The organism is Pseudomonas sp. SLFW (genome assembly GCF_009905615.1).
Lineage (GTDB): Bacteria > Pseudomonadota > Gammaproteobacteria > Pseudomonadales > Pseudomonadaceae > Aquipseudomonas > Aquipseudomonas bambusae.
On record NZ_JAAAKW010000028.1, the window covers coordinates 39,358 to 51,832 of the forward strand.

Consider the following 12,475-nt stretch of genomic DNA (forward strand, 5'->3'; position numbering starts at 1 on the left):
CTCTCTGGCTTAAGGTTGAAAGATCATGCGGAGCAAGGTGACAGGTGCCCAGCGTTGGGTTGTGAAGATCGGAAGTGCGCTACTGACAGCGGACGGCAAGGGTCTTGATCGCAACGCGATGGGTGTTTGGGTCGAGCAGATGGTGGCGCTGCATGAAGCGGGCGTCGAGCTGGTTCTGGTTTCGTCAGGTGCGGTAGCGGCCGGGATGAGTCGACTGGGCTGGGCTGCGCGACCGAGTGCCATGCATGAGCTTCAAGCGGCGGCGGCGATTGGTCAGATGGGTCTGGTGCAGGCTTGGGAATCGAGCTTCGCTGAGCATGACCGTCATACCGCGCAAATTCTGCTGACCCATGACGACTTGTCCGACCGCAAGCGCTACCTCAATGCGCGGAGCACCCTGCGCACGCTGGTCGAACTGGGTGTTGTGCCGGTCATCAACGAAAACGACACGGTCGTGACCGACGAAATCCGCTTCGGTGACAACGACACGCTGGCGGCGCTGGTAGCCAACCTGGTCGAAGCCGATCTGCTGGTCATTCTCACGGATCGTGACGGTATGTTCGACGCCGACCCACGCAATAATCCTGAAGCCCAATTGATCTACGAAGCACGTGCCGATGATCCGGCGCTGGATGCCGTAGCAGGCGGTACGGGCGGGGCGCTGGGGCGCGGTGGCATGCAGACGAAGCTGCGTGCGGCGCGTCTGGCGGCGCGTTCGGGTGCGCACACGGTGATCGTCGGTGGTCGCATCGAGCGTGTGCTGGCACGCCTCAAGGCGGGTGAGCGGTTGGGTACGCTGCTGTCGCCCGAGCGCGAGATGTTGGCGGCGCGCAAGCAGTGGCTGGCCGGGCATTTGCAGACTCGCGGCACGCTGGTGCTGGATGATGGGGCGGTCAAGGCCCTCACTGAAAGCCACAAGAGCCTGTTACCTGTAGGGGTGAAGGTGGTGCAGGGCAGTTTCCGCCGTGGCGAGATGGTGGTGTGTGTTGCGGCGGACGGTCGCGAAGTCGCTCGCGGGCTGAGCAACTACAGCGCGCTTGAAGCGCAGAAGATTATCGGTCTGTCCTCCGACTCCATCGTGAAGGAGTTGGGTTATATAGCTGAGCCTGAGTTGGTTCATCGCGACAACCTGATTCTGGTGTGAGTCAGGCTCTCTGAACAGGAAGCTGCAATGCGATTCGTAAAAGGAATGCTGGGTGCGCTGCTGATGTTGCCCGTGCTGGCGTCGGCTGAAGAGATTGGTCAGGTTTCGACGGTGTTCAAATTCGTCGGCCCCAACGACCGGATTGTGGTCGAGGCGTTTGACGATCCCAAGGTCGATGGCGTGACCTGCTATCTGTCGCGCGCCAAGACGGGTGGGCTGAAGGGTGGGTTAGGGTTGGCAGAGGATCGCGCGGAAGCGTCGATTGCCTGTCGCCAGGTTGGGCCTATCCACTTCAAGGGTGAGCTCAAGGATGGCGATGAGGTGTTCAAGGAGCGCACATCGCTGGTGTTCAAGACCATGCAAGTCGTGCGTTTCCTCGACAAGAAGCGCAATACGCTCGTGTATCTGGTCTACAGCGATCGTGTGATTGAGGGCAGCCCGCAGAATGCGGTGACCGCGATTCCGATCCTGCCTTGGGCGCCCGCGCCAGCGCCGTGACGAGACTGCGTCAACTCGGTAGGAGCGAATTCATTTGCTCTTGCCGTTGTTTTGGTCAGGATGTGCTGCCAAATCGCAGGCAATAAAAAACCGACCTGAGGTCGGTTTTTTAATAAACAGTCGCTTAGGCTGCAGCTTGGTTCAGAGCCTTGACATGACCGTTCAGGCGGCTCTTATGGCGAGCAGCTTTGTTCTTGTGGATGATGCCTTTATCGGCCATACGGTCGATAACTGGCACGGCCAGAACATAAGCAGCTTGCGCTTTAGCAGCGTCTTTGGCGTCGATGGCTTTCACTACGTTCTTGATGTAGGTACGAACCATGGAACGCAGGCTGGCGTTGTGGCTGCGACGCTTCTCAGCCTGTTTTGCACGTTTTTTGGCGGAAGGTGTGTTGGCCACCGTCGAGCTCCTCGAAAGACTTGGGAAATAGCTAACAAAATAGGCCGCGAATCATGCCGATGAGTTTGATGCTTGTCAAGGGCAGTTGATGCGTTCCGCTGAGTGGTCGCCGTGTGATGCCGAGGTGATTTCTTTCCGGCGTGCGACCTGTAAACTCGCGGGTTTTGGCTCAGTGCTGTTTTGCGGCGCGGAGTATCGCATAAATGGAACGCGCTATGGCGCTTCCTTTGGTCGGGCGCACAACCTTTCGATGAATCTACTCAAGTCACTCGCCGCCGTAAGCTCTATCACAATGCTTTCGCGGGTTCTGGGTTTTATCCGCGACACCATCATTGCCCGTGCTTTCGGGGCAGGAATGGCAACAGATGCCTTCTTCATCGCCTTCAAGTTGCCCAACCTTCTGCGCCGGATTTTCGCGGAGGGTGCGTTCTCTCAAGCGTTCGTCCCGATCCTTGCGGAATATAAAAGTCAGCAGGGAGAGGAGGCGACCCGCACATTTGTCGCTTATGTCACGGGATTGCTGACCCTGGCACTGGCTTTGGTCACGGTGCTGGGCATCCTATTCGCACCTTGGGTGATCTGGGCGACTGCGCCGGGCTTTGCCGACACGCCGGAAAAATTCCAGCTGACCTCCGATCTGCTGCGGGTGACCTTTCCTTATATATTGCTGATCTCGCTGTCGTCGCTGGCGGGGGCCATCCTCAACACTTGGAACCGGTTCTCTGTTCCGGCCTTCGTGCCGACGCTGCTTAACCTGGCGATGATCTTCTTCGCACTGTTCCTGACCCCGTATTTTCATCCGCCGGTCATGGCCTTGGGATGGGCCGTGCTGGCAGGCGGCTTGCTGCAGCTGCTGTATCAACTGCCGCACCTCAAGAAGATCGGCATGCTGGTATTGCCAAGGCTGAACCTGAAGGACGCAGGCGTCTGGCGCGTGATGAAACAGATGCTACCGGCGATGCTGGGTGTGTCGGTCAGTCAGATTTCCCTGATCATCAACACTATTTTCGCGTCGTTTCTGGCCGCCGGTTCGGTGTCGTGGATGTACTACGCCGACCGCCTGATGGAGTTGCCGTCGGGCGTGTTGGGTGTGGCGTTGGGGACGATCCTGCTGCCGATTCTCTCCAAGACGTACGCCAGCCGGGACCGTCAAGAGTATTCGCGCATTCTGGACTGGGGCCTGCGCCTGTGTTTCGTGCTGGTACTGCCTTGCACCCTGGCGCTGGGATTGCTGTCCGAGCCGCTGACCATCTCGTTGTTCCAGTACGGCAAGTTCGATGGCCACGATGCCGCCATGACTCAGCGTGCGCTGATTGGTTACGCCGTCGGGCTGCTCGGCATCATCGTGATCAAGGTGCTGGCCCCCGGCTTCTACGCTCAACAAAATATTCGCACGCCGGTGAAAATCGCTGTCTTCACCCTCATAGTGACTCAGGTGTTCAACGTTTTATTCGTCTACGGCGTGCACCTGGCCCATGCGGGACTGGCGCTGGCGATCAGCATGGGCGCGTGTCTGAACGCGCTGCTTCTTTATTGGCAGCTGCGCAAACAGGATTTGTATCAGCCGCAGCCAGGCTGGCCGGTGTTTCTGGTCAAGCTGGTCGTGGCGGTTTCCGTAATGTCTGCGGTCCTGCTGGGCCTGATGCATGTCATGCCGTCGTGGTCCGATGGGCAGATGCTCGAACGTTTCATCCGGTTAGGCGGGCTGGTTGCAGCCGGTGTCGTCGCTTATTTCGGGATGTTGCTGCTGTTGGGTTTTCGCCTCAAGGATTTCGCCCGCAAGGCGATCATGTAGGATCAATCGTCGGTTTTTGCCGGTTAACGCCGATTGTTGCTGTTTGGCTGAATGTGTCGCCTGTCGTTGACGGCAGTGTGTGGTTATAATCGGCCACTTTATGAGCAAGAAGCGCGTTATGCAGCTGGTTCGAGGCCTTCACAACTTGCGCCCCCAGCATCGGGGCTGCGTCGCCACCATTGGCAATTTCGACGGCGTTCATCGTGGTCACCAGGCTATCCTGGCGCGACTGCGCGAGCGCGCCGTGGAATTGAGCCTGCCCAGTTGCGTCGTGATTTTCGAGCCGCAGCCGCGTGAGTTCTTCGCGCCGGAGACGGCCCCCGCGCGCCTGGCTCGTCTACGAGACAAGCTTGATCTGCTGGCAGCCGAGGGCGTTGACCTGGTGCTTTGCCTGCCATTCAACCAGCGATTGAGCAAATTGAGCGCTGCCGAGTTTGTCGACACCGTGTTGATCGGCGGTCTGAACGTCAAGCATCTGGAGGTCGGTGACGATTTCCGGTTTGGCTGCGACCGGGTAGGCGATTTCGCGTTCCTGCAAAAGGTCGGTGCCGAAAAAGGCTTCACGGTCGAAGCGGCGCAGACAGTAGAGATCGAAGGCGAACGCGTCAGCAGCACCAAGGTGCGTAATGCCCTGGCTGCCGGCGATTTTGCCCTTGCCGAACGTTTGCTTGGTCGTCCATTCGAGATCACCGGCCGTGTCCTGCATGGCCAGAAGCTGGCGCGTCAGTTGGGTACGCCCACGGCCAACGTGCAGCTCAAGCGCCGCCGCGTGCCGTTGACCGGGGTTTACCTGGTCAGTGCGCACATCGACGGCAAGGTCTGGCCGGGTGTTGCCAATATTGGCGTGCGGCCAACCGTGGCGGGGGATGGACGCCCTCACCTTGAAATACATCTTCTGGATTTTGCCGGTGATATCTATGGCCGGCGCCTGACGGTGGTCTTCCACCAAAAGCTGCGTGATGAGCAGCGTTTCGCCTCGCTTGAGGCGCTTAAGACGGCGATCAATGCGGACGTCGCTGCCGCCCGTGCCCATTGGGGCATGGTCAACCGCTAACCTAGAGCCTGAAATGACCGATTACAAAGCCACGCTTAATCTTCCGGACACCGCCTTCCCGATGAAGGCCGGCCTGCCCCAGCGCGAGCCGCAAACTCTGCAGCGCTGGGACAGCATTGGCCTGTACCAGAAGCTGCGTGAAATTGGCAAGGATCGTCCAAAGTTCGTACTGCACGACGGTCCTCCGTACGCCAACGGCAATATTCACATCGGTCATGCGGTCAACAAGATTCTCAAGGACATGATCGTCCGTTCGAAGACGCTCTCGGGCTTTGACGCGCCTTACGTTCCGGGCTGGGACTGCCACGGTCTGCCGATCGAACACAAGGTCGAAGTCACCCACGGCAAGAACCTGCCCGCAGACAAGACCCGCGAACTGTGCCGCGCCTACGCTGCCGAGCAGATCGAAGGCCAGAAAGCCGAGTTCATTCGTCTGGGCGTGCTGGGCGATTGGGCCAACCCTTATCGCACCATGGACTTCGCCAACGAAGCTGGAGAAATCCGTGCGCTGGCTGAAATGGTCAAGAACGGTTTCGTGTTCAAGGGGCTCAAACCCGTGAACTGGTGCTTCGATTGCGGTTCGGCGCTGGCTGAAGCGGAAGTTGAATACCAGGACAAGAAGTCGTCGACCATCGACGTGGCCTTTCCGGCCGCCGATGCTGACAAGCTCGCTGCCGCTTTCGGCCTGTCCAGCCTGAGCAAACCTGCCGCTATCGTGATCTGGACCACCACCCCGTGGACCATTCCGGCGAACCAGGCGCTCAACGTTCACCCTGAGTTCACCTACTCGCTGGTCTACACCGGCGAGCGTCTGCTCGTGCTGGCCGAAGAGTTGGTGGAAGCCAGCCTCAAACGCTGGAACCTCGAAGGCACAGTGCTGGCCACTGCGCCGGGCGCGGCGCTGGAGCTGATCAACTTCCGTCATCCGTTCTATGACCGTCTGTCTCCGGTTTACCTGGCTGACTACGTCGAGTTGGGCGCGGGCACGGGCGTGGTCCACTCCGCTCCGGCTTACGGCGAAGACGACTTCGTGACGTGCAAACGTTACGGCATGACCAACGATGACATCCTGACCCCGGTTCAGAGCAACGGCGTGTACGCGCAGTCGCTGGAGTTCTTTGGCGGTCAGTTCATCTGGAAGGCCAACCCGGCCGTCGTCGAAAAGCTTCAGGAAGTCGGCGCGCTGCTGCACACCGAAACCATCACCCACAGCTACATGCACTGCTGGCGCCACAAGACTCCGCTGATCTACCGCGCCACCGCGCAGTGGTTCGTCGGCATGGACAAGCAGCCTGTGTCGGGCGATACCCTGCGTAATCGCGCCGTCAAAGCCATCGAAGAGACCAAGTTCGTACCGACATGGGGGCAGGCTCGTCTGCACTCGATGATCGCCAACCGTCCTGACTGGTGCATCTCTCGTCAGCGCAACTGGGGCGTGCCGATCCCGTTCTTCCTGAACAAGGAAAGCGGCGAGCTGCATCCACGCACCGTCGAGCTGATGGAAGAAGTGGCCAAACGCGTCGAAAACGAAGGCATCGAAGCCTGGTTCAAGATGGACGCGGCTGAATTGCTGGGCGACGAAGCGCCGCAGTACGACAAAATCTCGGACACGCTGGACGTCTGGTTCGATTCGGGCACCACGCACTGGCACGTCCTGCGCGGCTCGCATCCGATGGGCCACGACCAGGGGCCACGCGCCGACCTGTACCTGGAAGGTTCCGACCAGCATCGCGGCTGGTTCCATTCGTCCCTGCTGACGGGCAGCGCCATCGATGGCCACGCTCCGTATCGCGAGCTGCTGACCCACGGCTTCACCGTGGACGAGAACGGTCGCAAGATGTCCAAATCCCTGGGCAACGTGATCGCGCCGCAGAAAGTGAATGACACGCTGGGCGCCGACATCATGCGTCTGTGGGTGTCGGCCACCGACTACTCGGGCGAGATGGCCGTTTCTGAAACCATCCTGCAACGCAGCGCTGACGCGTACCGTCGTATCCGTAACACGGCGCGTTTCCTCCTCTCCAACCTGAGCGGTTTCAACCCGGCCACTGACATCCTGCCGGCCGATGAAATGCTCGCACTGGACCGTTGGGCCGTGGACCGCGCATTGCTGCTGCAACGCGAGCTCGAAGAGCATTACGGCGAATACCGTTTCTGGAACGTCTACTCGAAAGTGCACAACTTCTGCGTGCAGGAGCTGGGCGGTTTCTACCTGGACATCATCAAGGATCGCCAGTACACCACCGGCGCCAACAGCAAGGCCCGTCGTTCGTGCCAGACTGCCTTGTTCCACATCTCCGAAGCGCTGGTGCGCTGGATCGCGCCGATCCTGGCGTTTACCGCTGACGAGCTGTGGCAATACATGCCGGGCGAGCGTAACGAGTCGGTCATGCTCAACACCTGGTACGAAGGCCTGAGCGAGTTGCCGGAAGGCTTCGAACTGGACCGCGCCTATTGGGAGCGGGTCATGGCGGTCAAGACAGCCGTCAACAAAGAACTGGAGAACCAGCGTGCGGCGAAAGCCATCGGTGGCAACCTGCAGGCTGAAGTGACGCTGTACGCCGAAGACGACCTGACCGGTGATCTGGCCAAGTTGGGCGATGAGCTGCGTTTCGTGTTGATCACGTCCAAAGCCAGCGTGGCGCCGTTTATCAGTGCTCCTGCTGATGCCGTCGTGACTGAAGTCGCGGGCTTGAAGCTGAAAGTGGTCAAATCCGGCTACACCAAGTGCGCCCGTTGCTGGCACTTCCGTGAAGACGTTGGCGTGCACGCCGAGCATCCGGAAATCTGCGGTCGTTGTGTGGACAACATCAGCGGCGCGGGTGAGGTTCGTCACTATGCCTAATGCGTCGGCTGGCCGTCTGGGCCGCTTGAGCTGGCTGTGGTTGAGCGTGCTGGTGGTGGTCATTGACCAGGCCAGCAAGTTCTACTTCGAGAACGCGCTTAGCCTTTATCAACAGATCGTGGTCATCCCCAGCTATTTCAGCTGGACCCTGGCCTACAACACCGGCGCGGCGTTCAGCTTTCTGGCCGACAGCTCCGGCTGGCAGCGCTGGCTGTTCGCCCTGATCGCCGTGGTGGTCAGTGCCGTGCTGGTGGTCTGGCTCAAGCGGTTGGGTCGCAACGAGACCTGGCTCGCGATTGCGCTGGCATTGGTGCTGGGTGGTGCACTGGGCAACCTGTATGACCGTATCGCGATCGGTCACGTCATCGACTTCGTGTTGGTGCACTGGGATACCCGCTGGTACTTCCCGGCCTTCAACTTTGCTGACAGCGCGATCACTGTCGGCGCGATCATGCTTGCTCTGGACATGTTCAAGAGCAAGAAAACCGGAGAACCCGTTCATGACTGAACACGCCATTCAAGAAACACGCATCGGTCAGAACACGGAAGTTACGCTGCATTTCGCTCTGCATCTGGAAGACGGCAACACCGTCGACAGCACCTTCGACAAAGCCCCGGCAACCTTCAAGGTCGGCGACGGCAACCTGCTGCCAGGTTTCGAGGCGCTGATTTTCGGCTTCAAGGCGGGTGACAAGCGCAAGGTCGAAGTGCCGCCGGAAAACGCTTTCGGTCAGCCCAACCCGCAGAACGTGCAGATCATGCCGCGCTCGCAGTTCCAGAACATGGAGCTCTCCGAGGGTTTGCTGGTGATCTTCAATGATGCGGCCAATACTGAATTGCCGGGTGTGGTGAAGGCGTTTGACGACGATCAGGTAACCGTCGACTTCAACCATCCGTTGTCGGGCAAAACGCTGACGTTCGAAGTCGAAATCCTTGAGGTGAAGGCGCTCTGAGCATTGCCAGAGCGTCCGGCCCCGACCCCGTTCGGGGCCTTTTCGTTTTTATGTTTCATTGCGCGTAGACACGAGGCACATCATGCAAATCAAACTCGCCAACCCACGTGGCTTCTGTGCCGGAGTGGACCGTGCGATCGAAATCGTCAATCGCGCGCTGGAAGTGTTTGGCCCGCCGATTTACGTGCGTCATGAAGTGGTTCATAACAAATTTGTTGTCGAAGACCTGCGCAGCCGTGGCGCGATCTTCGTCGAAGAGCTGGATCAAGTGCCGGACGACGTGATCGTCATCTTCAGTGCCCACGGTGTTTCCCAAGCCGTGCGTACCGAGGCGGCGGGCCGTGGCTTGAAAGTCTTCGACGCCACTTGCCCACTGGTGACCAAGGTGCACATCGAAGTCGCTCGCTACAGCCGTGACGGCCGCGAGTGCATTTTGATCGGCCACGAAGGCCACCCGGAAGTCGAAGGCACCATGGGCCAGTACGACGCCAGCAATGGTGGGGCGATTTATCTGGTCGAGGACGAAGAAGACGTTGCCAATCTGCAGGTGGTCAACCCGGAAAAACTGGCATTCGTGACCCAGACGACGTTGTCCATGGATGACACCAGCAGGGTGATCGACGCCCTGCGCGCGCGCTTTCCGGCCATCGGCGGTCCGCGTAAAGACGATATCTGTTACGCCACGCAAAACCGTCAGGATGCGGTCAAGCAACTGGCTGACGAATGCGACGTGGTGTTGGTGGTGGGCAGCCCGAACAGCTCCAACTCCAACCGTCTGCGCGAGTTGGCCGAGCGCATGGCGACCCCGGCTTACCTGATTGACGGGGCCGAAGACATGCAGCGCAGCTGGTTCGATGGCGTTGAGCGCATTGGCATCACGGCCGGTGCGTCCGCACCTGAGGTGCTGGTGCGCGGCGTGATTCAGCAGTTGCAGGCCTGGGGTGCAGTGGGCGCGGATGAACTTTCGGGGCGCGAAGAAAACATTACGTTCTCGATGCCCAAGGAACTGCGGGTCAAACAGATTCAGTAAAACGGGTCAGGCGCAGGGTTCGGTGGTGAACCCGCTGCTGCGGAGCGTCACGCGCCCGGTAACGGCAATCGCGATCTGGTAGTGACTGGCGGCGGTGTCTTTCAGGCACACCCCCAACGTGCCATTGGCGTTGTTGAGCAGCCTTCCCGAGCTGTCGAATCCTATGCGTCGGGACACCCGTCCGTTGCCCACCACTGTGACGTTCCTATGCCCGCTGCGCTCGGCCACTATCACCTCATCGTCATCCCGGAACTGGTTACGGTTAGTGTCCACGAACACCTGCCAGCCTTCACCCCACGAGCGGTGTTGCGCCTGCATGATCACGGGCTGACTCCGTAGAATAGCCTCGACCCTGGCCAGACGCAGGCCGCTGACCAACTGTTGGGCAGTGTCCTGACGACGCTGTGAATCCACCAGGGCGCTAAACGAGGGAGCGGCCAGTGCCGCCGCGATGCCGATCAACACCAGCCCAATCAGCAGCTCAACCAACGTCAGTCCTGCCTGCCGCATAGTCGCCTCTCCCTGACCCCATCGCGCCCTAGGAAACCCCCATTCCAGATGCCTGGCAAGTTCATCGATTGTCAGTCGGTGTGTCAGCAAACAGGCGTTACACACCCGTCGGGCAGCCTTCAAATGATCGGCTTCACTGGTGGCTGCGCACGAGTGATAGGGGTGTTCGATGAGTCGCGTTTCGAGGCAAACGGGGTTGACGTTGATTGAGGTGCTGGTCGCGCTGTTGGTGCTGTCCATCGGCATTCTCGGTGCGGCGATCGTGCAACTCAACGCGCTGAAGCAGACTGACAGCGCGATGCGCAGCAGCCAGGCCAGCTTTGTCGTCAGCGACCTGTTCGAGCGGGTCCGCGCCAATTCCGACGTTGATTACGGTCTGGGTTCACTCAGCCAAGCCCCCAGTTCGGGCGACCTCAACAACCCCCGTGATCAGGATTTGTTTGATTTTGCCGATCAGTTGCGCCGCATGCTGGGCGACGATGTCGAGGCAACTGTCGTCCATGCCGGTGCCCGACTCAGGGTCGCGGTGGACTGGAATGATTCGCGAGCCCAGGGCGAAGACGCAGTGCGACGCACCTTGACCCTGGACAGTTTGGTCCGACCCGCTCGGAGCGCAGGACCATGATCACCCACACCAAAGGATTCGGGCTGGTCGAAATCATGCTGGCGCTGTTGATCAGCTTGGTGATGTCCTTGGCGCTGGCGCAAGTATTCACCACCGCCAAAAGCACAAACCTCAGTCAGAACGCGTCCGCCAGCCTGCAGGAAGACGCCCGTTTCGTTCTCGCCAAAATGGTCCGGGAGATTCGTTTGGCCGGGATGTTCGGCTGTCTGGGTCGCGTGCAGGATTCCAGTGTCGGCGGCAGGTTTTCCGACGCTTTCAACACCCCCGTTCAGTGGGACGCCCGGCAGAAATCCCTTACGGTGATGACCGCTCCCGTGGGCGCGGATAGCCCGTGGCATGAGTGGATCGTGCACACCGACTGTCTCACCTTGGCCACGGCATGGTCCCGCGGCCATGCCCCGTCGCTTCAGGCAGGGGAAATCGCGTTGCCGGTTCAGCGGCATGTGTATCGACTCAACGAACAGCGCCACGAGCTGACCCTCGATGGTCAACCATTGTTGAGCAACATTCGCGCGTTCAGCGTGCTGTTCGGCGTGGCGGACTCGGCGAGTGAGCCGGGTATCGCTCGCTACACCCATCAGCCTGACCCCGCACGCATTCGTAGCGTGCGCCTGACGTTGACCCTGTTCGATCCCGCTGACCGGACGCAGGAGCAGACCTTCAACCTGGTGGCTGCTGTTCGCAACCGCCTCGGCTAAGGAGCGAGCCATGAACACACAGCGCGGAGTGGTGTTAATCGTCAGCCTGATCTTCCTGCTCCTGCTGACATTGTTGGGGACGTCGTCCATGCAGAACGCCACGCTGCAGGAAAAAGTCGCAGGTGGCCTGGCATTGCGCGATGCCTCATTTCAAGCGGCAGAGGCGGTGTTGCGAACAGCCGAGGCGAGCGTGCTGGCGCCCGGGTTCTCGCAGCCCGAATGCCCTACGCCTGCAGCCTGCCTGCCGCCCTCGGAAGCATTGACGCTTTTGGCCGCCGGTGAAGGAGGGGCATCCGGGGTGAGATGGATTGCTAGCCAAGGTGGCTTCTTCGGCATCCAGCATCTCGGCGAAACCGAAGACCCCATCGGCATGCCACGCCCGGATCAACCCCAAAAACTCTACCGTGTCACGGCCATCGGTCTGCACGGCACCTCACGAACCGTACTGGAAAGCGTCCACACCCACGAGCGCCGGATCCTGTGGCGACAACGGTATTGAAGGGCGCGCGAATGACCGAACGAGGCTTCACCCTGATCGAACTGCTGATCGCCGTCGCCCTGATCGCGATCCTGGCCGCCATCGCCTACCCGTCCTACACCGAACACCTGCGCAAAACCCGCCGCGCCGAAATCGCAGCCTTGCTGGTTGAAGAGGCCCATCGGCTGGAACGGTTTTATTCACGGGCAGGGCAATACACCAACACCCAAGGCCCTCCGGTGCGGGAGCATGAGGTGTCGGTGGGAAATGGGTTTTATGCGATTGAGGCTGAGCGTTCGGAGCAGGGGTTCAAATTGGTGGCGACCCCGATGGCCGAGACGCTGATGGCGGGGGATAAGTGTGGCGGGTTTGTGCTGGAGAACACTGGCAAACGCGACAATGTGGGGGTGTCGGGGGATGCCAGTGTGCAGGGGTGTTGGGGGCG

15 protein-coding genes are annotated in these 12,475 nt (G+C 60.0%); 12 read left to right on the forward strand and 3 right to left on the reverse strand.

Annotated features, from left to right (window positions below; all coding sequences use genetic code 11):
• Window positions 1-25 precede the first annotated feature (25 nt).
• Both proB and GVN17_RS27145 read left to right on the forward strand, forming a co-directional pair.
• Complete coding sequence (gene proB / locus GVN17_RS27140; RefSeq protein ID WP_166598374.1) at window positions 26-1,144, forward strand: glutamate 5-kinase; 1,119 nt, start codon at window positions 26-28, stop codon at window positions 1,142-1,144.
• A 27-nt stretch (window positions 1,145-1,171) separates the two neighbouring features.
• Window positions 1,172-1,642, forward strand: coding sequence for a CreA family protein (locus tag GVN17_RS27145; protein WP_166598375.1), 471 nt, complete (start codon window positions 1,172-1,174; stop codon window positions 1,640-1,642).
• 124 nt (window positions 1,643-1,766) lie between these two features.
• Here GVN17_RS27145 and rpsT read toward each other — a convergent pair whose 3' ends face one another.
• On the reverse strand, window positions 1,767-2,042 hold the full coding sequence (gene rpsT, locus GVN17_RS27150) for a 30S ribosomal protein S20 (protein WP_166598376.1): 276 nt from the start codon (window positions 2,040-2,042) through the stop codon (window positions 1,767-1,769).
• 250 nt (window positions 2,043-2,292) lie between these two features.
• On the opposite strand from rpsT, the gene murJ reads away from it, so the two are divergent.
• Complete coding sequence (gene murJ / locus GVN17_RS27155) at window positions 2,293-3,837, forward strand: murein biosynthesis integral membrane protein MurJ (protein ID WP_166598377.1); 1,545 nt, start codon at window positions 2,293-2,295, stop codon at window positions 3,835-3,837.
• Here the strand turns inward: murJ and GVN17_RS27160 are convergent.
• Window positions 3,830-4,048: a hypothetical protein gene (locus GVN17_RS27160; RefSeq protein WP_166598341.1), complete on the reverse strand. Its 219-nt coding sequence runs from the start codon at window positions 4,046-4,048 to the stop codon at window positions 3,830-3,832. The genes murJ and GVN17_RS27160 overlap by 8 nt on opposite strands.
• Here GVN17_RS27160 and ribF point away from each other — a divergent pair.
• The 5 genes from ribF (at window position 3,956) to ispH (ending at window position 9,719) form a co-directional block, all read left to right on the forward strand.
• Window positions 3,956-4,891 (forward strand): bifunctional riboflavin kinase/FAD synthetase, encoded by a 936-nt coding sequence (gene ribF, locus GVN17_RS27165; RefSeq protein WP_166598378.1) that lies wholly within the window; start codon window positions 3,956-3,958, stop codon window positions 4,889-4,891. The genes GVN17_RS27160 and ribF overlap by 93 nt on opposite strands.
• Window positions 4,892-4,904: 13 nt before the next feature.
• On the forward strand, window positions 4,905-7,736 hold the full coding sequence (gene ileS, locus GVN17_RS27170; RefSeq protein WP_166598379.1) for an isoleucine--tRNA ligase: 2,832 nt from the start codon (window positions 4,905-4,907) through the stop codon (window positions 7,734-7,736).
• A complete protein-coding gene (gene lspA, locus GVN17_RS27175) occupies window positions 7,729-8,244 on the forward strand; it encodes a signal peptidase II (RefSeq protein WP_166598380.1) in 516 nt (171 codons plus the stop codon). The genes ileS and lspA overlap by 8 nt, the downstream gene beginning before the upstream one ends.
• Entirely contained in the window at window positions 8,237-8,689 is a 453-nt protein-coding gene (fkpB, locus tag GVN17_RS27180) for an FKBP-type peptidyl-prolyl cis-trans isomerase (protein ID WP_166598381.1), read from the forward strand. The genes lspA and fkpB overlap by 8 nt, the downstream gene beginning before the upstream one ends.
• 82 nt (window positions 8,690-8,771) lie before the next feature.
• On the forward strand, window positions 8,772-9,719 hold the full coding sequence (ispH, locus tag GVN17_RS27185) for a 4-hydroxy-3-methylbut-2-enyl diphosphate reductase (protein WP_166598382.1): 948 nt from the start codon (window positions 8,772-8,774) through the stop codon (window positions 9,717-9,719).
• Window positions 9,720-9,725: 6 nt separating this feature from the next.
• On the opposite strand, the gene GVN17_RS27190 is transcribed toward ispH, so the two are convergent.
• On the reverse strand, window positions 9,726-10,229 hold the full coding sequence (locus tag GVN17_RS27190; RefSeq protein ID WP_166598389.1) for a GspH/FimT family pseudopilin: 504 nt from the start codon (window positions 10,227-10,229) through the stop codon (window positions 9,726-9,728).
• A 169-nt stretch (window positions 10,230-10,398) separates the two neighbouring features.
• On the opposite strand from GVN17_RS27190, the gene pilV reads away from it, so the two are divergent.
• The 4 genes from pilV to GVN17_RS27210 all read left to right on the forward strand — a co-directional run.
• The gene (gene pilV / locus GVN17_RS27195; protein ID WP_166598383.1) at window positions 10,399-10,854 is read left to right on the forward strand and encodes a type IV pilus modification protein PilV; all 456 of its coding nucleotides are present in this window, start codon (window positions 10,399-10,401) and stop codon (window positions 10,852-10,854) included.
• Window positions 10,851-11,552: a PilW family protein gene (locus GVN17_RS27200; RefSeq protein ID WP_166598384.1), complete on the forward strand. Its 702-nt coding sequence runs from the start codon at window positions 10,851-10,853 to the stop codon at window positions 11,550-11,552. Before pilV ends, GVN17_RS27200 begins: the two co-directional genes overlap by 4 nt.
• A 10-nt stretch (window positions 11,553-11,562) precedes the next feature.
• Window positions 11,563-12,051 (forward strand): PilX N-terminal domain-containing pilus assembly protein, encoded by a 489-nt coding sequence (locus tag GVN17_RS27205; RefSeq protein WP_166598385.1) that lies wholly within the window; start codon window positions 11,563-11,565, stop codon window positions 12,049-12,051.
• 11 nt (window positions 12,052-12,062) lie between these two features.
• A partial coding sequence (locus GVN17_RS27210; protein WP_166598386.1) for a type IV pilin protein occupies window positions 12,063-12,475 on the forward strand: 413 nt, incomplete at its 3' end.